The organism is Leisingera sp. G5_S3_59_S7 (assembly GCF_054968485.1).
In genome coordinates, this window is record NZ_JBQKUH010000022.1 from 14,146 (window position 1) to 33,472 (window position 19,327).

Annotated in this window: 21 protein-coding genes; 3 read left to right on the top strand and 18 right to left on the bottom strand. The window is 63.5% G+C overall.

Features of this window, described 5'->3' with window-relative positions; all coding sequences use genetic code 11:
* Nucleotides 1-369 precede the first annotated feature (369 nt).
* The 3 genes from ccrA to ACTRWG_RS11555 form a co-directional block, all read right to left on the bottom strand.
* Nucleotides 370-1,650 carry a crotonyl-CoA carboxylase/reductase gene (gene ccrA, locus ACTRWG_RS11545; RefSeq protein WP_027235092.1) on the bottom strand — a complete coding sequence of 427 codons (1,281 nt, stop codon included), beginning with the start codon at nt 1,648-1,650 and terminating at the stop codon, nt 370-372.
* A gap of 113 nt (nt 1,651-1,763) precedes the next feature.
* On the bottom strand, nt 1,764-3,194 hold the full coding sequence (locus ACTRWG_RS11550; RefSeq protein ID WP_027235093.1) for a 1-acyl-sn-glycerol-3-phosphate acyltransferase: 1,431 nt from the start codon (nt 3,192-3,194) through the stop codon (nt 1,764-1,766).
* Between the two features lie 30 nt (nt 3,195-3,224).
* A complete protein-coding gene (locus tag ACTRWG_RS11555; RefSeq protein WP_462829334.1) occupies nt 3,225-4,337 on the bottom strand; it encodes an acyltransferase family protein in 1,113 nt (370 codons plus the stop codon).
* A gap of 210 nt (nt 4,338-4,547) precedes the next feature.
* Here ACTRWG_RS11555 and ACTRWG_RS11560 point away from each other — a divergent pair, with 210 nt between their 5' ends.
* From ACTRWG_RS11560 to deoD, 3 genes are all read left to right on the top strand, one after another.
* Nucleotides 4,548-6,515, top strand: coding sequence for a protein meaA (locus ACTRWG_RS11560; RefSeq protein WP_027235095.1), 1,968 nt, complete (start codon nt 4,548-4,550; stop codon nt 6,513-6,515).
* A 119-nt stretch (nt 6,516-6,634) separates the two neighbouring features.
* Complete coding sequence (locus ACTRWG_RS11565; protein WP_027235096.1) at nt 6,635-6,952, top strand: H-NS histone family protein; 318 nt, start codon at nt 6,635-6,637, stop codon at nt 6,950-6,952.
* 18 nt (nt 6,953-6,970) lie between these two features.
* Complete coding sequence (gene deoD / locus ACTRWG_RS11570; protein ID WP_462829335.1) at nt 6,971-7,675, top strand: purine-nucleoside phosphorylase; 705 nt, start codon at nt 6,971-6,973, stop codon at nt 7,673-7,675.
* A 206-nt stretch (nt 7,676-7,881) separates the two neighbouring features.
* Here deoD and ACTRWG_RS11575 read toward each other — a convergent pair whose 3' ends face one another.
* From ACTRWG_RS11575 to ACTRWG_RS11645, 15 genes are all read right to left on the bottom strand, one after another.
* Nucleotides 7,882-8,739 carry an urea carboxylase-associated family protein gene (locus ACTRWG_RS11575; RefSeq protein WP_027235098.1) on the bottom strand — a complete coding sequence of 286 codons (858 nt, stop codon included), beginning with the start codon at nt 8,737-8,739 and terminating at the stop codon, nt 7,882-7,884.
* A gap of 102 nt (nt 8,740-8,841) precedes the next feature.
* Nucleotides 8,842-10,011 (bottom strand): type III PLP-dependent enzyme, encoded by a 1,170-nt coding sequence (locus tag ACTRWG_RS11580; RefSeq protein WP_409359724.1) that lies wholly within the window; start codon nt 10,009-10,011, stop codon nt 8,842-8,844.
* A 323-nt stretch (nt 10,012-10,334) separates the two neighbouring features.
* Nucleotides 10,335-10,529: a hypothetical protein gene (locus tag ACTRWG_RS11585; protein WP_027235100.1), complete on the bottom strand. Its 195-nt coding sequence runs from the start codon at nt 10,527-10,529 to the stop codon at nt 10,335-10,337.
* A gap of 72 nt (nt 10,530-10,601) precedes the next feature.
* A complete protein-coding gene (locus tag ACTRWG_RS11590; RefSeq protein ID WP_154667759.1) occupies nt 10,602-10,787 on the bottom strand; it encodes a hypothetical protein in 186 nt (61 codons plus the stop codon).
* A 106-nt stretch (nt 10,788-10,893) separates the two neighbouring features.
* Nucleotides 10,894-11,604 (bottom strand): ZIP family metal transporter, encoded by a 711-nt coding sequence (locus tag ACTRWG_RS11595; RefSeq protein WP_027235101.1) that lies wholly within the window; start codon nt 11,602-11,604, stop codon nt 10,894-10,896.
* Nucleotides 11,605-11,649: 45 nt separating this feature from the next.
* A complete protein-coding gene (locus ACTRWG_RS11600) occupies nt 11,650-11,919 on the bottom strand; it encodes a hypothetical protein (protein ID WP_027235102.1) in 270 nt (89 codons plus the stop codon).
* A gap of 113 nt (nt 11,920-12,032) precedes the next feature.
* Nucleotides 12,033-12,812 (bottom strand): succinate dehydrogenase iron-sulfur subunit, encoded by a 780-nt coding sequence (locus ACTRWG_RS11605; protein ID WP_027235103.1) that lies wholly within the window; start codon nt 12,810-12,812, stop codon nt 12,033-12,035.
* An 11-nt stretch (nt 12,813-12,823) separates the two neighbouring features.
* Entirely contained in the window at nt 12,824-14,629 is a 1,806-nt protein-coding gene (sdhA, locus tag ACTRWG_RS11610) for a succinate dehydrogenase flavoprotein subunit (protein ID WP_027235104.1), read from the bottom strand.
* Nucleotides 14,630-14,648: 19 nt separating this feature from the next.
* Nucleotides 14,649-15,020 (bottom strand): succinate dehydrogenase, hydrophobic membrane anchor protein, encoded by a 372-nt coding sequence (gene sdhD / locus ACTRWG_RS11615; protein WP_008554201.1) that lies wholly within the window; start codon nt 15,018-15,020, stop codon nt 14,649-14,651.
* 18 nt (nt 15,021-15,038) lie between these two features.
* Nucleotides 15,039-15,422 (bottom strand): succinate dehydrogenase, cytochrome b556 subunit, encoded by a 384-nt coding sequence (sdhC, locus tag ACTRWG_RS11620; RefSeq protein WP_027235105.1) that lies wholly within the window; start codon nt 15,420-15,422, stop codon nt 15,039-15,041.
* 194 nt (nt 15,423-15,616) lie between these two features.
* Nucleotides 15,617-16,318: a DUF1194 domain-containing protein gene (locus ACTRWG_RS11625; RefSeq protein ID WP_027235106.1), complete on the bottom strand. Its 702-nt coding sequence runs from the start codon at nt 16,316-16,318 to the stop codon at nt 15,617-15,619.
* 126 nt (nt 16,319-16,444) lie between these two features.
* Nucleotides 16,445-17,476 (bottom strand): MaoC family dehydratase, encoded by a 1,032-nt coding sequence (locus ACTRWG_RS11630; protein ID WP_027235107.1) that lies wholly within the window; start codon nt 17,474-17,476, stop codon nt 16,445-16,447.
* Entirely contained in the window at nt 17,476-17,679 is a 204-nt protein-coding gene (locus ACTRWG_RS11635) for a DUF1737 domain-containing protein (protein WP_027235108.1), read from the bottom strand. Before ACTRWG_RS11635 ends, ACTRWG_RS11630 begins: the two co-directional genes overlap by 1 nt.
* A gap of 22 nt (nt 17,680-17,701) precedes the next feature.
* Nucleotides 17,702-18,250, bottom strand: a complete 549-nt coding sequence (locus tag ACTRWG_RS11640) for an NnrU family protein (RefSeq protein WP_260003118.1) — start codon at nt 18,248-18,250, stop codon at nt 17,702-17,704.
* 34 nt (nt 18,251-18,284) lie between these two features.
* Nucleotides 18,285-19,139, bottom strand: a complete 855-nt coding sequence (locus ACTRWG_RS11645; protein ID WP_462829336.1) for an HpcH/HpaI aldolase/citrate lyase family protein — start codon at nt 19,137-19,139, stop codon at nt 18,285-18,287.
* Nucleotides 19,140-19,327: the final 188 nt, after the last annotated feature.

Genomic DNA, 19,327 nt, shown 5'->3' on the forward strand with positions numbered 1-19,327 from the left:
ATTACGTGCTGCTGCCCTTTAGGTCCGGCCCCGTTCTGAGGGAGGCCCGTAGCAGAATGTGCTGCCGCGGGGCTGGCCGGTCGTTCCTGTTCTTTTGCAGTGGGGAGCTCCTGGAGGTCAATGCGAAGGTTCCGCTTTCGTTCATTTTGAGTGAACAGTTGTGCGATGCTCAAAAAAAACGCCGCAAAAACCGGAGCGTAGAGAGTCACCTTTTTTGCCGGCGCCTCTCGCCTCCCCTGAAATAGCGAGACCTCAGCAGGCAACCGACTGAAATCCTTCGCTGAAACATGTCATATATTAAAAAGCCCGCGAACCAAGGATATGATTCGCGGGCTTGTCGCAAGTTTGAAAACGCCTCAGGCTGCCGGATCAGGCCTCCAGCACGTCCTGCAGGGTGCGCAGGCCGGTTTTCGGCGCCTGCACCAGCACCGACATGTTGCCGGGCAGATGCTCGTTGCGCAGCATCTTCATGTGCGCTTCCGGCAGGTCGTTCCAGGTGAAGACCTCGGACATGCAGGGGTCCAGGCGGCGCTCCACCATCAGCTTGTTGGCGGAGGCAGCCTGCTTCAGATGGGCGAAGTGCGAGCCCTGCAGGCGCTTCTGGTGCATCCACATGTAGCGGACGTCAAAGGTCAGGTTATAGCCGGTGGTGCCGGCGCAGATTACGACCATGCCGCCCTTTTTCACAACGAAAGTGGAGACCGGGAAGGTTGCTTCGCCCGGGTGCTCGAACACCATGTCGACGTTCACGCCCTTGCCGGTGATGTCCCAGATCGCCTTGCCGAACTTGCGCGCCTCTTTGAACCACTCGGCATATTCCGGGGTGTTGACCGTGGGCAGCTGGCCCCAGCAGTTGAAGTCCTTGCGGTTCAGAACGCCCTTGGCGCCCAGACCCATGACAAAGTCGCGCTTGCTTTCGTCGGAGATCACGCCGATGGCGTTGGCGCCGGCGGTGTTGATCAGCTGGATCGCATAGGAGCCGAGGCCGCCCGAGGCGCCCCAGACCAGCACGTTCTGGCCCGGCTTCAGGTCGTGCGGCTCATGGCCGAACAGCATCCGGTAGGCGGTGGCGAGCGTCAGCGTGTAGCAGGCGCTTTCCTCCCAGGTCAGGTGCTTGGGGCGCGGCATCAGCTGCTGGGCCTGCACGTTGGTGAACTGGGCAAACGATCCGTCCGGGGTTTCATAGCCCCAGATGCGCTGGCTGGGCGAATACATCGGGTCGCCGCCGTTGCATTCCTCGTCGTCGCCATCGTCCTGGTTGCAGTGGATGACCACCTCGTCGCCGACTTTCCAGCGGGTGACCTTGGAGCCAACCGCCCAGACGATGCCCGAGGCATCGGAGCCGGCAATGTGATACGGCGCCTTGTGGCCGTCAAACGGCGAGATCGGCTTGCCCAGGGAGGCCCAGACGCCGTTGTAGTTGACGCCGGCTGCCATAACCAGGACCAGCACCTCGTGGCTGTCCAGCTCCGGCACGTCGACAACCTCCTGCACCATCGCGGTATCGGGGTTGCCGTGACGCTCCTTGCGGATCGCCCATGCGTACATCTTCTTGGGCACATAGCCCATCGGGGGAATTTCCCCCATTTCATAGAGATCCTTTTCGGGCGCCTCGTACGACATGACGTCAGTCTGGGTATCCAATGCCATGATGGCCTCCTTTGTATCCTGTCCTTTTGCCGCGGTGCAGAATCGCAGCGGTTATCTGAGGGATAGGATTGGCAGAGTAATATTGCAACCACTTTTGCGGCGTTTGGGTAATTTTATGACCTTGCGGATGCAGCATTGAGGTTAGCAGGTGCAGAAAGATCACGGTCCCCGTCCGGCTGCGCGCCGTCTTGGGGCAGCAGGTGGCGGATGGAATTGGCATAGAACGCCAGCAGATCGCGGCGGTCTTCGACCGGGGCAAACCGGCCCTCGGATTCGGCGACCAGCCCGCGCCGCAGCAGCTGCCGCAGGCCGGTCCCGGCTGCATAGGACAGATTCTCCCGCGGCATATGGACATGCGCCAGCGGCATCGCCGCGATCAGATCCTCCAGCCGGTGCTCCAGGGCGGCCCGGCTGAGGGCGCCGTGCCGCAGAAGCAGGGCGGCGATCAGCGGCACCGGCAGCACTGGAACAATGGCGCTGATCCGTTGCATCAGCTCCCGCGCCAGCGGCTTGGTGATGTCGCCCTCGCGCCCGGCCCCGAACCCGGCCAGACTGAGCGGGCGGCCGAAATTCACCCCGGCATAGCCGGAGCGGTGATAGCGCCCGGTCATCCACAGCCACAGCTGCCGCAAGAGCCGCAGCGCCACGAGCCCGATGCGGGCGCGGAACCGGCGCTCGCCCGCCTTGGCGGCAGAGGTCAGGATCCGGTCCTCCAGCACCCGGTCATAGTTCAGCGCCACTGGCACAAAGACCACGTCGCGCCCGTCCGGATCATAGCCCTCGACGATGTATTTCAGCAGCCCCAGCCTGGGCGGGGCCAATGCGCCGTCCAGGCTCAGGCCGCCCTCGGGGAACATCGCCTGGGTGGAGCCGCCGCGGGTGGCGAGGCGCACATAGGCGGCCAGCACCTTGCGGTAGAGATCATTGCGTGAGCGGCGGCGGATGAAATAGGCGCCCATCGCCCGGATCAGACGGCTGAGCGGCCAGACCCGCGCCCACTCCCCCACCGCATAAGACAGTGCCGAACGTTCTGCCGCCAGATAAGTGACCAGCACGTAATCCATGTTGGAGCGGTGGTTCATTACGAAAACCACGGTGGACTTGGGGTCGATGGCGCGCAGCGCCTCCTCATCCTGATGTCCCAGACGCACACGGTACACCGCGTTGGACAGGAGGCGTGCCGCGCGGATGGCGAGGCCGAAATAGGCGAAGGCAGAGAACCCGGGCACGATCTCGCGCGCGTAGCGGCGCACCTGCTCAGACGCCACATTTTCCGGGATGCCTTCCGCTGCCGCGTGATCCGCCGCTGCCTGCGCCACCTGCGGATCGTGGATCAGCCGCTGGATCATGTCATGGCGGCGGGCCAGCTTGAACGGCTCGATCGGGCGCTCCAGCCGCTGGTTCAGACGCGCCACCGCGCGCTCCAGCCGCCGCCGGAAGAACCAGCGCACCGAGGGAAACAGGAAATGCGACGCAAACGTCACCGCGGCGAAGGCCACGATCAGCACAAAAAGCCACAGCGGCAGTTCCACGGTCTGCGTCATCCCGCAAAGCCTTGCCCAAGCCTGCCCGGTTTACAAGCCTTTTGCCGCGGCTTCCGGCCCTGGTGCAAGCTGCATCTCCCCGCCGCGGTCAGCGCGGCGCTCAAGAAAGGACCGGACGGCTTGTTGAGACGGCAGTTCGACCAATTGGTGAACAGCGTTCGACAGCAGCAAAATGCCCCCCAGGACCAGGCCCGCGGCCAGCACATAGACCGCGCCTGACAGCCCCGCCGGCAGCAAGGACAGCAGGGTCACGCCGATGTAATTGTGCAGCAGGTAAACCGGGTAGCTGATCACTCCCAGCCCCGCCAGCGGCCGCCACGCCAGCAGCCTGGCCGCCCGCACGCGCAGGGCGCACGCAGCAACCGCCAGGAAGATCAGCGCCAGGAATGCCGCTTCCCAGCCGTCTTCGGCGCGGTAAATTGCAACCGAGTAACTCCAGAAGATCAGCGCCGCCTGCCGCTTGCCGCGCGCCCCGGTATAGACCGCGGCAAAGGTGATGCCCGCCGCGAAAAGATGCGCATAGGCCAGAAAAAGCGTCTCGATCAGCACCTGCGGCACCAGCCCCGGGACCGCGAACTGGACCGCTGCAAACAGGGACTGCATCAGCAGCAGCACCAATGGCGCCACCGCCGCAAAGCGTCCGGCGGGCGCCAGCCAGCAAATCACAGCCGCCAGCAGGTAGAAGCGGATTTCAATGGCGAGGGTCCAATACACCACATCGACATAGCCATCGAACCCGAAGGCGCTGTGCCAGAAGCGCTGCGACGTGAAGGTCCAGGAGGCGGCAAAGCCGCTCAGCCCGCCCTGCACCTCCCGGCTGAAGCCGCTGTCAAAGCTGTGCACAAAGGCAAAGGTCAGGATGGAGCAAACCGCCAGCGCCGGCCAAAGCCGCACCAGACGCTTCAGTGCGAACTGCCACGGCCCCGGCTGGCCGGCTAGCGACAGCGTGATGACAAAGCCGGAAATCACGAAAAACAGCGCGACACCCAAATCGCCGTATTTCGCCAAGGGCAGCAGGCCCGCGCCATAGGGATAGTGCTGAGGGTAGGCCTGAAAATAGTGGTACAGCACAACCGCCAGCACGGCGACGGCGCGCAGACCGTCGATCTCGGCAAGGCGCCGCCCGGTTAAAGAGTTCTTCAAAGCAAAATTCTTCTAAAAATAGATTCAACTTAAAGGACGTTAGTCCGCATTCAGCTCCACCTCAACCGCGCGCTTGCTGATGGTTAACCGCATAACCGGGTGTCAGCGCGGTAAATGCCGCAACGCAGCGAATTGACACGGGTTGAAAATTGCAGTTTACATCATCGCGACGAAATAAAATTACCGACACTCTGACTCGCGAGGCCCGACATGCCGCAGATGCAAAAAGACCGCCCCTGGCTGATCCGCACCTACGCCGGCCACTCCACGGCCAAGGCGTCCAACGCGCTTTACCGCGCCAACCTGGCCAAGGGGCAGACCGGCCTTAGCGTCGCCTTCGACCTGCCGACCCAGACCGGTTATGACAGCGACCACGTGCTGGCGCGCGGCGAAGTGGGCAAGGTCGGCGTGCCGGTCTGCCACCTTGGCGACATGCGGGCGCTGTTCGATCAGATCCCGCTGGAGCAGATGAACACCTCGATGACCATCAACGCCACAGCGCCTTGGCTGCTGGCGCTGTATATCGCGGTGGCCGAGGAACAGGGCGCGGATGTCTCCAAGCTGCAGGGCACGGTGCAAAACGACCTGATCAAGGAATACCTGAGCCGCGGCACCTATGTCTGCCCGCCCAAGCCGAGCCTCAAGATGATCGCGGATGTGGCGGAGTACTGCTATACCAACGTGCCCAAGTGGAACCCGATGAACGTGTGTTCCTACCACCTGCAGGAGGCCGGCGCGACGCCGGAGCAGGAGCTGGCCTTTGCCCTGGCGACCGCGCAGGCGGTGCTGGATGAGCTGAAACCGCGCATCGCGCCGGAGGACTTCCCGGCGATGGTCGGGCGCATCTCCTTCTTCGTGAACGCGGGCATCCGGTTCGTCACCGAGATGTGCAAGATGCGCGCCTTTGTTGACCTGTGGGACGAGATCTGCCGCGACCGCTATGGCGTGGAGGATCCCAAGTTCCGCCGCTTCCGCTATGGCGTGCAGGTGAACTCGCTGGGCCTGACCGAGCAGCAGCCTGAGAACAATGTCTACCGCATCCTGATCGAGATGCTGGCGGTGACGCTGTCGAAGAAGGCCCGTGCCCGCGCGGTGCAGCTGCCGGCCTGGAACGAGGCGCTTGGCCTGCCTCGCCCCTGGGACCAGCAGTGGTCAATGCGGATGCAGCAGATCCTGGCCTATGAAACCGACCTGTTGGAATACGGCGACCTGTTCGACGGCAACCCGGCGGTCGATGCCAAGGTCGAAGAGCTGAAGGAAGGCGCCCGCGCCGAGCTGGCGAACCTGGAATCCATGGGCGGCGCGGTGGCCTCGATCGAATACATGAAGGGCCGGCTGGTCGATTCCAACGCCGAACGCCTGAACCGGATCGAGAAGAACGAGACCGTGGTGGTCGGCGTCAACAAATGGACCGAGGGCGAGCCCTCGCCGCTGCAGACCGAGGACGGCGGCATCATGGTAGTCGACCCGGCTGTAGAGCAGGAGCAGATCGAACGGCTGAACGCCTGGCGCGGCGAGCGTGACAATGACGCAGTGCAATCGGCCCTGGCCGCGCTGCGCGCCGCGGCGCAAAGCGGCGCCAATGTTATGGAGCCGTCAATTGCTGCCGCCAAGGCCGGCGTCACCACCGGCGAATGGGCCGAGGAAATGCGCAAGGTCTACGGCACCTACCGCGGCCCGACCGGCGTGTCGGCCTCTGTGTCGAACAAGACCGAAGGGCTGGACGACCTGCGCGATGCGGTGAACGCGGTCAGCGACGTGCTGGGCCGCCGCATCAAGTTCGTGGTCGGCAAGCCGGGCCTGGACGGCCATTCCAACGGTGCCGAACAAATCGCCTTCCGCGCCCGCGACTGCGGCATGGACATCACCTATGACGGCATCCGCATGACACCGGCGGAACTGGTGGAAGCGGCGCAAAATGATGACGCCCATGTGGTGGGCCTGTCGATCCTGTCGGGCAGCCATTTGCCGCTGGTCGAGGAAATGATGCAGCGCATGCGCGACGCCGGCCTGGACCATGTGCCGGTGATTGTCGGCGGCATTATCCCGGACGAGGACGCGCAAAAGCTGAAATCAATGGGTGTCGCTCGCGTATATACGCCCAAGGATTTCGAACTCAATTCAATTATGAGCGACATTGTCGACCTGGCAAGGCCACCGGAAATTGCAGTGAATTGACTTTTACCGGCAGTTTTCTGCGAACCGATAAAAAAGATGCTGAAACGCGTCTGGTATTCAGTCCATAAGGAATGACATACCGGTTTTTCCGGTATGTCATTTTATATATGGAGTTCAGAATGACCTTCGACCTTTCGGCAATGAGCAGAAAAGAGCTTCTGCAGCTTCAAAGCGATGTTGATAAAGCCCTGCAGGAAGCAGAACTGCGCGAACGCCAGGAAGCCCTGAAAGCCGCCGAGGAGGCTGCCGCAAAATACGGTTTCTCGCTGGATGAGATCGCGACTGCGTCGCGCCAGGGCGTAAAGAAAACCAAGGCCGCTCCGAAATACCGGAACCCGGAAAACCCCGAAGAAACCTGGACCGGCCGGGGCCGCAAACCGCATTGGGTCCATGCCGCGCTGACCGCCGGCAAGGATATTTCCGATCTGGAAATCTGAGCTGGCTGGAGCTGAGCGATGACCATTCATATCGGCGCCGCCAAGGGCGACATGGCAGAAACCGTTCTGATGCCCGGCGACCCCTACCGGGCCAAATGGGCGGCTGAGACCTTTCTGAAAGATGCCAAGCTGGTCAATGAGGTGCGCGGCATGCTGGGCTACACCGGCACGTGGAACGGCCACCGGGTGAGCATTCAGGGCAGCGGTATGGGGATGCCCTCGCTGTCGATCTATGCCAACGAGCTGATCCGGGACTATGGCGCCAAGACGCTGATCCGCATCGGCTCTTGCGGTGGCATGCAGGACAAGGTCAAGCTCCGGGACGTGATCCTGGCAATGACGGCCACAACCCTCAACAGCCCGTCCAGCGGTATCTTCCGGGAGCTGAACTTTGCCCCCTGCGCCGACTGGGGCCTGTTGCAGGCGGCGGCCCAGGCGGCTGCCAAGCGCGGCGCGGGAACCCAAATCGGCGGCATCTACTCCTCGGATGTGTTCTATGACGAACGCCCGGACCTGAACGAGCAGATGGTGCGCCATGGCATTCTTGGCGTGGAGATGGAAGCGGCAGAGCTGTACACGCTAGCGGCCCGCCACGGCTGCCGGGCGCTGGCAGTGCTGACCGTGTCCGATCACCTGGGCACCGGCGAGGCGCTGCCCTCTGATCAGCGCGAGCGCAGCTTTGGCGATATGGTGGAAATTGCACTTGAGGCCGCGTTCGGCTGAAAGTTTTCATTTTGATAATCAGTAAGGGCAGCGGCTTTCGCCCTGCCCTTTTTTACGGCCTGAAAGACCTGGCTTCATTTTCTGCACGTGGAAAACACGTGCCTAATGGTGTTTTCGGTCACGGCAATTAATCATCTTGCCTGCTTCCATGAAGATATTGCGCCAATTTTGTCCTCTTGCCGGAAAGCTAAGCCAATATTGCCGGCTCAGCCAAGGCCGTGGCTGCGGTCATACCCATTTCGCGGCGGGCTTTTCCAATCGCCTAGCGCGCCATTGGCCGGCGCAAAGATTTCGACCAGCAGCGGATAGCAGGCCGCCGTATCGCTGGAATGCTCAGCCGAACAATCCCCGCCCGGGCAGGCGCTGAGCGCCCCCAGCAAGTCGATCTCGGCAAAGAACTCCAGGTAATCACCGGGCCGCACCGGGCTTGCCTTCATGAAATACTGGCCGGTATCGCGGGTAAAACCGGTGCACATAAAGACATTCAGCACGTCATGCACATGCGGTTCCGCCTCCTCCGGCGGCAGCCCCAGGTGACCGGCCAGCGCCCTGGTCAGGTTGGAATGGCAGCAATGGTGGTACTGGCTGCCCGCCAGCAGGTTGCCGGTGTAGGGGTCGCAGCGGGTGCCGATCACGTCATGCACCGCCCCGCCGTACTGGTCGATCCCGTACCAGCCCAGTGTGTCCTCAGTGATGGTCGCCATCGGGCGCAGATGCGGAAAGCTGGTCCACATCCGCTCTCCCTTGGTAAGATGGGTGCCGTGCAGGGCGCGGGTCTTGCCCGAGTAGAACCGCTCGCTAAGGTCGGCCCTGTTCCACAGGTTCAAATCGCCCACCTGCGGCCCCTCCACCGAGGTGATCCTGAAGAAATGCCCGGCGGGCACCTCGAAACAGGCGGCATCGCGGGGCTGCACCAGCACCTCCCCGGTTTTCACCGCCCCTTGCCGCGCCTGCCGGTACAGCGGCAGATCCGGAACCGGCAGAGTGTCATTGGGGTAGCAGATCACCGGCTTGACCGCGCGGCGGGCGTCCGCGTCGGCGGGGGCTTCGGGGGGGATTGTCATGGGGCAAACCTTCTTGTGCGTTTGTCCCATCAAGACGGCAACGCCGCAGGGTTTCAAGCCCTGCGGCGGGCCGTACAGATCACAAGCGCCGGAGGGCGGAGGTCAGATCACCACCACGTCCAGCGGCGGGAAGCCGTTGAAGCCGACCGAGGCATAGGTCGAAGTATAGGCGCCGCAGGAGTGGATCACCACGCGGTCGCCCGCTTTCAGGCCCAGCGGCAGCTGCACCAGCTGCTTTTCATACAGCACATCAGCGCTGTCGCAGGAGGGGCCGGCCAGCACGCAGGGGCCGGTCGGTTCGTGGTCGCGGCTGGTGGAGATCCGGTAGCGGATCGCCTCATCCATGGTTTCAGCCAGGCCGGAGAATTTGCCGATGTCCAGATAGACCCAGCGGAACATGTCATCGGCATGCTTGCGGGAGACCAGCAGCACCTCGGCCGCAATTGCGCCGGCTTCGGCCACCAGGCCGCGGCCCGGCTCCGCCATCACTTCGGCAGCATCGGGGAAGCGGGCATTGACCTGCTCCATCACCGCGCGGGCATAGTCCTCGGCGCCCATCACTTCGGCCTTGTAAGAAGCCGGGAAGCCGCCGCCGATGTTCACCAGCTTCAGGTCATGGCCGGCCGCGCGGCCCGCGGTCCAGACCTCTGCCACCTGATCCAGCACCGGCGCCCACATCAGCGGATCGCGGGTCTGCGAGCCCACGTGGAACGACAGGCCGTGCACGCTGAGGCCAAGCCCGGCGGCGGTGTCCATCAGGCTCAGCGCCATGGCCGCCGACGATCCGAACTTGCGGCTGAGCGGCCAATCGGCGCCCGAGGCCTCGACGATCACCCGCAGGCAAACATGCGCGCCCGGTGCGAATTCGGCTAGCTTTTCCAGCTCTTCCTGGGCGTCGGCGGCAAAATGGGTGATGCCGATGCTATGGGCAAAGGCAATGTCCGAGGGGCGTTTGATGGTGTTGCCGAAGGTGATCTGCTCAGCCCGCGCGCCGGCCGCCAGGCACATCTCGATCTCGGCGCGGCTGGCCGCGTCAAAGTTGGAACCAAGGCGGACCAGGGTTTCCAGCACTTCCGGCGCCGGGTTTGCCTTGACGGCATAGTGGATGCGCGCCCGGCCCAGGCCGCGGTCCAGCGCCTGATACTGGCGGGCCACCGCCTGGCTGTCGACAACCAGGGTCGGCCGGTCGAAGCGGGATTGCGCAATGTACTGCAGGTGACGGGATACAGATACGGAATCGCGAGCAGTTTGCCCGGCTACGTGTACGTTCATGGTCATCTCCAAAAGACCCGGCCATATATGACCGCTCAGTTCTGTCAGAGACGTTACCGTCGCTACGTAACCTTAGGGGAGTAAAACCCCTTTCGACAGAGGCGCGTGCGTTGGCGTCTTGTCAGCCCATATCGGGCAAAGAGGTGAGTCTTTCAAGCATTATTTTTTGCGGGTCTGCCATGCACGGGCCGAGAGGCTCCCGCCTGCTCCGGCGCCTTATGAAAAGGCGTCTCGCCGTTGGGCCCTGCACAGAAGGCGTTCCGGCGCAGCCGGGGCGCCTGCGGGCGCGGGAGCTCATCGCTGCAGGCTGCAAAGTGCGGTTATCACGTGCGGCGCGGATCGCGGCAGATGCGCGGGGCGGCATCCCCCGGTTCCGCAGCGCCGCAATAGCTGCAGCGCCACTGGCCCTGGGCGCGCTGCTGGCGCCAGCGGCAGTTGCGGGTCAGGCTGGTGGCGTGGCGGCGCCACAGGAAATAGGCGAACACGCCCGCCATAAGGACAAGCAGCAGAACAGGCATTCCCCTGTCTACGCCGCAGCCGCCGCCGGCTCAACCGGAATGCCCCGCAAAGCGGTCACGCCGCGCCGCACCTCAGGCCGCCTGGTAGTATTCGACCACGCCATCCACAGCTTCGACCTCGGCCGCCGCGGGCAGCGGTTCCGGGGTGTAATAGGCAAACGCCTGCTCCAAGGCCTCCAGCGCGGCCTGACGGGCCTTATCCTTCGGGTCCTGCTGCAAATTCACCGGGTTCATCGGGTTGCCTCCATAGTCTGGCACGATCCTCCCTCAAGGGCCAAACTACCCCCTGCACGCCCGGGGTGCAGCCGCCGTTTCTGCAAAGGCGCCATGCACTTGCTGCATTGCAGCAGGCCAAGGGTCAGCATTACACCGTCAGCAGGTGCCCGGCCAGCCCCAGGGCAAAGCCTGCAACCGCGCCCAGTGCAGGCACGCTGCTGCGGTTTGAATGGGCCTTGGGCGCGATGTCCTGAAACAGCAGATAGAGAATGCCGCCCGCTGCAAAAACCATGATTGCCCCCAGCACCGCGTGCGCCTCTGCCAGCCAGACGAGCCCAGTCAGGGCGCAGACCGGCCCCAGCGCCGCCAGCCCCACGAAGGCCAGCAGCACGTGCCAGGCCGGGCTGTCACCGCTCCAGACCTCGCGGAAGGCGGCAAAGCCCTCCGGCAGGTTTTGCAGAAAGATCATCAGCGCCAGCAGCCAGGCGGTGGCGGCATCCGCCACCAGCATCGCCCCCAGCGCCATCGCCTCGGGCACGTAATCCAGCAGCATCGCCAGCAGAAGGGCGCCGCTGCCGCCGTGCTTTTGCAGCACGGTGTCGGCCAGGTAGAACACGCCTCCGCCCGCCGCAAACAACAGCACAGCAAGAACGGCTGGCAGCGCCTGCGCCCCCTCCGGCACCAGCACCAGCGCTACCGCAGAGGTGAGCGCACCGCCGCCAAAGGCTGCGATGGCGTGCAGCACCTCGTCGCGCAGGACCGGGTTTCGGATATGCTCGCACCAGGCAAGAAACCCGCCCAGCGGCATCGAAAGACCGGCCAGGCCGGCGAGAAGAATGGCGTAGAAATGCGGTTGCATTCCGGCACCTTAGGGCGGCTGCCGCCGCCGCTCAACCGATTTGGATCAGGTGTTGATACAGGAGGTCGCCTGTGCCGCCTGCGCCTCGGTCACGTTGACCCCCGGCTGGACCGTGCGCAGCACCGTTGTCCCTGCCCCATGGCCTAGAAACGCCGTGCGCACCCGGTATTGCCCGGTGATACCCGCGGCCGCGATACAGCCGGGGATCTTGGCATCCGTCGCTGCCAGCTGGCCTCCAATACGGTCGTGGTCGGTGGCTGTCATGCAGCCCGCCAGCACGCTCAGCGCGCCCGCGGCAAGTACCATCAGTTTCATGCCCGAATTCCAATGCCAGCTAAAGAACATGCCCCCGGTTTCGCAGGAAACCGGGGGCCATGCAAATTTCATCGTACGGGGCGGCGGATCCTTGCGGATCAGCCCTGCCGCGCTCAGACGGTGCGCTCGACCATCATCTTCTTGATATGCGCAATCGCCTTGGCCGGGTTCAGGCCCTTGGGGCAGGTCTTGGCGCAGTTCATGATGGTATGGCAGCGGTACAGCTTGAACGGATCTTCCAGCTGGTCAAGGCGTTCAGGCGTGGCCTCATCCCGGCTGTCGATGATCCAGCGGTAGGCGTGCAGCAGCGCGGCCGGCCCGAGGTAGCGGTCGCCGTTCCACCAGTAGCTCGGGCAGGACGTCGAGCAGCTGGCGCACATAACGCATTCATAGAGGCCATCGAGCTTCTTGCGGTCCTCGATGGACTGCTTCCACTCTTTCGCCGGGCGGTTGGTCTTGGTCTCCAGCCACGGCATGATCGAGGCGTGCTGGGCATAGAAATGCGTGAGGTCGGGAATGAGGTCCTTGACCACAGGCATATGCGGCAGCGGATAGATCGCCACATCGCCCTTGATCTCATCCATGCCATAGATACAGGCCAGCGTGTTGATGCCGTCGATGTTCATCGCACAGGACCCGCAGATCCCCTCGCGGCAGGAGCGGCGGAAGGTCAGGGTCGGGTCGATCTCATTCTTGATCTTGATCAGCGCGTCCAGGACCATCGGGCCGCAGCTGTCCATGTCGACGAAGTAGGTGTCGACCTGCGGGTTTTTGCCGTCATCCGGGTTCCAGCGGTAGATCTTGAACTTGCGCACATTGCTGGCGCCTTCCGGCTTGGGCCAGGTCTTGCCGGTGGTGATCTTGGAGTTCTTCGGGAGGCTGAGTTGAACCATGATCTGTCTCCTTAGAACGTCCGCGCCTTGGGCGCGATTTTCTTGAGGCTGATGCCGCCTTCATCCTCGGTGGTCAGCGGGTCGACCACCACCGGGCGGTAGGACAGATCAACCTTGTTGCCCTCCACGCGGGAGACGGTGTGGACACGCCAGTTCTCGTCGTCGCGGTCGGTGAAGTCCTCATGCGCATGCGCGCCGCGGCTTTCCTTGCGGGCTTCGGCGCCGATAATGGTGGCCAGCGCGTTCGGCATCAGGTTGGTCAGCTCCAGCGTCTCCATCAGGTCGGAGTTCCAGACCAGCGAGCGGTCGGTCACCTTCAGGTCATCGAGCTTGGCCGCAATCGCGGTCATCTTCTCGACGCCTTCCGCCATGGTCTTGGAGGTGCGGAACACGGCTGCGTCGGCCTGCATGCACTTCTGCATCTCCAGCCGCAGGTCAGCGGTCGGGATGCCGCCATTGGCATTGCGCAGGGTGTCGAAACGGTCGAATGCCATGTCGACAGAGGCCTGGTTCAGCACCGGGTTCGATGTCTCCGGATCAACAACCTTGCCCGCGCGGATGGCGGAGGCGCGGCCAAAGACCACCAGGTCAATGAGCGAGTTGGAGCCGAGACGATTGGCGCCATGCACCGAGGCACAGCCTGCCTCGCCCACGGCCATCAGGCCCGGGACTACCGCGGTCGGATCATCTTCGGTCGGGTTCAGAACCTCGCCCCAATAGTTGGTCGGAATACCGCCCATGTTGTAATGCACGGTGGGCAGAACCGGAATCGGCTCCTTGGTCACGTCCACGCCGGCAAAGATCTTTGCGCTTTCCGAAATGCCCGGCAGCCGCTCCGCCAGCGCCTCGGCCGGCAGGTGGGAGAGGTTCAGGTGGATATGGTCGCCCTCGGCGCCCACACCGCGGCCTTCGCGAATCTCCATGGTCATCGAGCGGCTGACATAGTCGCGCGGCGCCAGATCCTTGTACTGGGGCGCATAGCGCTCCATAAAGCGTTCGCCCTCGGAGTTGGTCAGGTAGCCGCCCTCGCCCCGCGCGCCCTCGGTGATCAGGCAGCCGGAGCCGTAGATGCCGGTCGGGTGGAACTGCACGAACTCCATGTCCTGCAGCGCCAGGCCAGCACGGGCCACCATGCCGCCGCCGTCGCCGGTGCAGGTATGCGCCGAGGTGGCGGAGAAATACGCACGGCCATAGCCGCCGGTCGCCAGCACCACCATCTTGGCGTTGAAGACATGCATGGTGCCGTCATCCAGCTTCCAGCAGACAACGCCCTGGCACTGCCCGTCGTCGGACATGATCAGGTCGATGGCGAAATACTCGATGTAGAACTCGGCGTTGTTCTTGAGGCTCTGGCCATAGAGCGTGTGCAGGATCGCGTGGCCGGTCCGGTCAGCCGCCGCACAGGTGCGCTGCACCGCGGGGCCTTCGCCGAACTCAGTCGTGTGGCCGCCGAACGGGCGCTGATAAATCTTGCCTTCCTCGGTGCGCGAGAACGGCACGCCGTAATGCTCCAGCTCGTAAACCGCCTTGGGCGCCTCGCGGGCGAGGTATTCCATCGCGTCGGTGTCACCCAGCCAGTCGGAGCCCTTGACGGTGTCATACATGTGCCACTGCCAGCTGTCCGGGCCCATGTTGCCCAGGGACGCGGCGATGCCGCCCTGCGCCGCCACGGTGTGGGAGCGGGTCGGGAACACTTTGGTCACACAGGCCGTGCGCAGCCCCTGCTCCGCCATGCCCAGCGTCGCGCGGAGGCCAGCCCCGCCGGCGCCAACCACGACCACGTCATATTCATGTGTTTCGTATTCGTAAGCAGCCATTGATGGAAACCTCGGAGCGTTACAGGGCCAGGCGGATCAGCGCATAGGCACTGGTCGCGGCGACGGCGTAGGACAGGCATTTGACCAGAATGATCGCCAGGCGGCCTTTCAGGCCATGGACATAGTCCTCGATCATGATCTGGGCGCCGGATTTGAAGTGCATCATGCCGACCCAGATTGTCAGCACGGCCACCAGTGCAGGAAACGGGCGGGAGTAATAGGCGGTGATCTCCTCGTAAGAGCCGCCCAGCGCAGAGCCGAAGGTGAAAACGAACAGCGGCACCAGGATCAGCAGCGCCACAGCGCTCACCTGCATCGACCAGTGGTGCGCGGTTCCGGATTTTGCAGCGCCCATGCCAACGGCGCGTTTGCGGTCAGTCAGATATCGCATCGCGTGTGTCCTTTGAGCTTAGACGATGATAATGGTGAGTACGGTCAGGACGGCAGAGCCGATCACCACGCCCCAGCCCAGCTTCTCGGCCTGCTCCAGCTCCAGCATATAGCCGTTGTCCCAGATCAGGTGCCGGATGCCGGCCAGCGTGTGATACCACAGGCCCAGCACCGACAGCGTCATCACCAGATCGCCGAACCAGCTGGTCAGCAGGCCGTTGGCGGTGGCAAAATAGTCGGCAGAGGTAGCGGCGGCCAGGAACCACCAGGCGATCAGCAGCGCCGAGACGATCAGCGCGTTGCCGGTGATCCGCGTCAGGATCGACGTCACAGAGGTCAGCTGCGGCCGGTAGACCTGCAAATGCGGCGAAAGCGGGCGGTTGCCCCGATTGACATCGGCCATGTTGGCTCCTTTTCAGGTTGGCTGACGACGTTTTAGCCGATTTTTACGGCGTGTCACCCAACCGAACGGTTAAAAACGGCAGGTTTCCGTGCTGTTGGCGCTAAAAGGCCACGTGTTGTGATCACAGCAAATATTTAGTGATCACAAAACCGCTCATTGAAAATCTTTTGCAGAATCAGAGCCCCTTCTGCAAATCACTGCAAAGCCGCCACCGCTTTGCCGCCCTGCTGCGGACCCAAGGCCGTCTGGCGCGCGACCTCCCGCACCAGTTTCTTGCGGATGCGCGACGGGTAATCGGCAAAGCTGGCGGCCGTGACCACAAAGGCCCCATCGCCGCGGATCACGTTCTCAAAAAAATAGGCGGTCAGGTCCGGCTCGCTCTGCTCAATCGCGATAGCGTTCACGGTCACGCCCAGGGCAGACAGCGCGCCATGCGCCTCGCGCGGCTCGACGCCTTCGTTGGAAAACCCGTCGCCGGAAATGTCGATCACCCTGCGCGTGCACTCCGCCACCTCGGTAAACTGCTCCACCGCCAGAAACAGTGCCTCGCCCACGGCAGTGGAGTAATTGCGCCAGGGCCGCGGTGCCTGTTCGATCCGCTGCGCCAGCGCCTCGACATCACTGAAACTGCGCACCTCAGCCCAGGGCAGCGTCACCTCCTGGCGTGATTGGCCGGACCATTGCAGCAGCAGCACCCGGGCGCGCGCCTTGACCAGCGCCTCAGAGACAACCCCGTCGCGCAGGCCGGCCGCCAAACCGTCCATCTGAATGCGGTATTCCTCGGCATCGACGGACCCGGAAACATCCACCGCAAGCACCAATGCCAGATCGCAGGCCGCTGCGCGCAGCGGCCAAAGGGAGAACATGGAGAAAACCAGAAGCTGCAAGACCCGCATGAAACCAGCTTAAGCGGCAACCGCGCTAAGGGTCATCACATTTCTGCCAGCTTCCCCTGTTCACCTGGCGGAAAATATCCTGGGGGTGAGCGCCAGCGGCGCGAGGGGGCAACGCCCCCTGCCCGGTCACTTCGGCATCAGGGCCCAGTAATCCAGATCCAGCAGCACATCCGGCAGGTACTTGCCGTCCTCGCCCTTCAGCTCGAACGGCGCGCCTCCCTTGGCGGCCACCAGCCGCAGCCGGATCGCGCCAACGCCCGGCGCCGCGGTGTCGGCCTTGTCCAGCACCTCAGACCAGGCCCGCACGGTCAGGCCCGACAGGCAGGGGTTGGCGTGCGCGCCGCCATTGAGGCCGACGATCATCTGCGCATTCGCCAGCCCGTTGAACGACAGCGTCCGCGCCATCGAGATCACATGGCCGCCATAAATCAGCCGGGTGCCATCGGGGCGCGCGGTCGTGTCGAAATGCACCTTGGCGGTGTTCTGCCACAGCCGGGTCGCCATCATGTGCTCGGCTTCCTCGATGGTGACGCCATCCACATGGTCGATGGTCTCGCCCACCTCATAGTCGCCCCAGCGATGCGGCTCGCCTGCCAGGGTGAAATCGTAATTGGAGAAATCCAGCCCCGCCGGGACCGCCAGCTGGTCTGCCGGGATCACCTTGTTCAGCTCCGGGATCACCGTCTCCGGTGCCGGGGCGTCCAGGTCGCGTTTGCGCACCATCACCCAGCGCACGTATTCCATCACGCATTCATCGCGCTGGTTCAGCCCGCGGGTGCGCACATAGACCACACCCGACTTGCCGTTGGAGTTCTGCTTGAGCCCGATCACCTCGGATTCAGAGCGCAGCGTGTCGCCGGGGTACACCGGCAGCAGCCAGCGCCCCTCGGCATAGCCGAGGTTCGCCAGCGCATTGAGGGATATGTCCGGCACCGTCTTGCCGAACACCACGTGGAAGGCCGCCAGATCATCCAGCGGCGCCGAGGGCAGACCAGAGGCCCGGGCAAACTCATCCGAAGAAAAAAGCGCATGACGCGCCGGATACAGCGCGTGGTACAGCGCCCGCTCCCCGCCCGACACCGTGCGGGGCACCGCGTGGCGGATCACTTCGCCGACGGTGTAGTCTTCGAAAAACCGGCCCGGATTGGTCTTGGCCATCAGTGTTCTCCCAGTTTGGTCTCAGGGGTGTAGGTTCCGTCCGCCTCTTTCACCACCGCCTGGCCGCAGCGCATGATCCCCTTGACGGGATCAAAGGCCTGGGTCGGGCTGCCATGCAGCTCCCAGCCCTTGTTCAGCGCATCGGTCACCTTGTGGCAGAAGGCAGAGGTGTCGTCCTCGGACAAAAATCGGTACAGTTTCATGGCTTCCTCTCCTGCTCAGGACCTATCCCGGAAACGGCGAAGGCCCGATCAGCCCGTGGACGTAGCCGATCACCGCCAGCAGCACAATCGAGGCCAGGAAGAACATCCCGTCCTTGGCGAGCGTGCCCTTGGGGCCAGGCTGCCAGTCCGGTTCGGAGCGGTTGATCACGATGACCTCAGCCACCGCCCAGGCCAGCAGGCCGCCGAACAGGATGATCGAGGCCAGATCGCCATTGACCAGCAGATGCGCCGCGGCCCACAGCTTGAAGCCCGCCAGCATCGGATGCCGCATGCCGTTCAGCAACGCGCCTTTCTTGGGTGCCGGGCTCATCATATAGATGGCGATCAGCACCAGCAGGTTGTTGATATGCACCATGAAGGACGGCGGCGCCCAGACATGGATGAATTCCGTGCCGCGGTAGCCCAGCACCATCAGCACAATGCCGGCAACCAGCACCAGCGCCACGACGCCGCGCCCGGCATTGCCCATCGAAGCGCGCATATCCGGCGCCAGCCGTTTGAACAGGTGGCCGCCCCACCACAGCAGAAGTCCCAGGATCAAAAGCGCCATTTCAGCCCCTCTTAGATGTTAAACTTGTTAACACCTATGCGGAAAGCGCGGCGATTGCATCCGCTTTTGCAAGGATCTCACGCGCCGTCGCCACATGCAGGTTCTCGACTATCTTGCCGTCGACCACCGCAACACCCTGGCCTGCGGCCTGCGCCTCTTCAAATGCGGCAATCTGGCGGCGCGATGTTTCGATGTCCCGCTCGGTCGGGGCAAAGGCGGCATTGGCCGTCTCCACCTGCGCCGGGTGGATCAGGGTCTTGCCGTCAAAGCCCATGTCGCGGCCTTGGGCGCATTCGGCGGCCAGCCCTTCGGCGTCCTTGAAGGCATTGTAAACACCATCGACGATGACCAGCCCCTCGGCCTTGGCCGCCAGCAGGCACAGGCCGAGCCCTGCCATCATCGGCAGCCGGTCCGGGCGGTAGCGGGTCTGCAATTCCTTGGCCAGGTCATTGGTGCCCATCACCATGCCTTGCAGCTTGGGGTGCGCGGCGATGGCGGCGGCATTCAGCATCCCGCGCGGCGTCTCCATCATCGCCCACAGCGGGATGTCCCCGGTGATCTCTGCCAGCGCGTCCAGATCGGCAGGGGAGTTCACCTTGGGCAGCAGAATCGCGTCGCAATCCATCTTGGCCGCCGCGGCGGCATCCTCGCGGCCCCATTCGGTGTCCAGCCCGTTGATCCGCACGATCTTCATCCGCGCACCAAACCCGCCCGCTTCCAGCGCCTGCGCCAGGGTCGCGCGGGCATTGGGTTTTTCATCGACCGACACCGCGTCTTCCAGATCAAAGATCACCGCGTCCACCGGCAGGGTCTTGGCCTTCTCCAGCGCGCGCGGCTTGGAACCGGGAATATATAAAACCGAACGGTAGGGGCGCGCGCGCGGGTCCATGCAAGCTCTCCAAAAGTTATTTTATTGCGTAAAGCGGTACAGATTCGATTGTATACTTTCAAGTACAATTCCGCCGCAGCGCAGCGTAACTTTCCCCGCAATTGCAGCAAGCCCTTGAAAATGCGCGTGCTTTACCAGCGGCCTCAGGATTAACCACTTATCAGCACCTGACAGGCACAATTTAAGGT

Excerpts from the sequence above, each read along its gene's own strand:
- ACTRWG_RS11605 (WP_027235103.1), bottom strand. The coding sequence starts at position 12,812 with ATGGTTCAACTCAGCCTCCCGAAGAACTCCAAGATCACCACCGGCAAG.
- ACTRWG_RS11595 (WP_027235101.1), bottom strand. The coding sequence starts at position 11,604 with ATGCAACCGCATTTCTACGCCATTCTTCTCGCCGGCCTGGCCGGTCTT.
- ACTRWG_RS11585 (WP_027235100.1), bottom strand. The coding sequence starts at position 10,529 with ATGCCTGTTCTGCTGCTTGTCCTTATGGCGGGCGTGTTCGCCTATTTC.
- ACTRWG_RS11550 (WP_027235093.1), bottom strand. The coding sequence starts at position 3,194 with ATGACGCAGACCGTGGAACTGCCGCTGTGGCTTTTTGTGCTGATCGTG.
- ACTRWG_RS11635 (WP_027235108.1), bottom strand. The coding sequence starts at position 17,679 with ATGAAACTGTACCGATTTTTGTCCGAGGACGACACCTCTGCCTTCTGC.
- sdhC (WP_027235105.1), bottom strand. The coding sequence starts at position 15,422 with ATGGCCGATGTCAATCGGGGCAACCGCCCGCTTTCGCCGCATTTGCAG.
- ACTRWG_RS11630 (WP_027235107.1), bottom strand. The coding sequence starts at position 17,476 with ATGGCCAAGACCAATCCGGGCCGGTTTTTCGAAGACTACACCGTCGGC.
- ACTRWG_RS11560 (WP_027235095.1), top strand. The coding sequence starts at position 4,548 with ATGCCGCAGATGCAAAAAGACCGCCCCTGGCTGATCCGCACCTACGCC.
- ACTRWG_RS11580 (WP_409359724.1), bottom strand. The coding sequence starts at position 10,011 with ATGAACGTACACGTAGCCGGGCAAACTGCTCGCGATTCCGTATCTGTA.
- ACTRWG_RS11565 (WP_027235096.1), top strand. The coding sequence starts at position 6,635 with ATGACCTTCGACCTTTCGGCAATGAGCAGAAAAGAGCTTCTGCAGCTT.
- deoD (WP_462829335.1), top strand. The coding sequence starts at position 6,971 with ATGACCATTCATATCGGCGCCGCCAAGGGCGACATGGCAGAAACCGTT.
- ACTRWG_RS11640 (WP_260003118.1), bottom strand. The coding sequence starts at position 18,250 with ATGGCGCTTTTGATCCTGGGACTTCTGCTGTGGTGGGGCGGCCACCTG.
- ACTRWG_RS11575 (WP_027235098.1), bottom strand. The coding sequence starts at position 8,739 with ATGACAATCCCCCCCGAAGCCCCCGCCGACGCGGACGCCCGCCGCGCG.
- ACTRWG_RS11645 (WP_462829336.1), bottom strand. The coding sequence starts at position 19,139 with ATGGACCCGCGCGCGCGCCCCTACCGTTCGGTTTTATATATTCCCGGT.
- sdhA (WP_027235104.1), bottom strand. The coding sequence starts at position 14,629 with ATGGCTGCTTACGAATACGAAACACATGAATATGACGTGGTCGTGGTT.
- ACTRWG_RS11625 (WP_027235106.1), bottom strand. The coding sequence starts at position 16,318 with ATGCGGGTCTTGCAGCTTCTGGTTTTCTCCATGTTCTCCCTTTGGCCG.
- sdhD (WP_008554201.1), bottom strand. The coding sequence starts at position 15,020 with ATGCGATATCTGACTGACCGCAAACGCGCCGTTGGCATGGGCGCTGCA.
- ACTRWG_RS11600 (WP_027235102.1), bottom strand. The coding sequence starts at position 11,919 with ATGAAACTGATGGTACTTGCCGCGGGCGCGCTGAGCGTGCTGGCGGGC.
- ccrA (WP_027235092.1), bottom strand. The coding sequence starts at position 1,650 with ATGGCATTGGATACCCAGACTGACGTCATGTCGTACGAGGCGCCCGAA.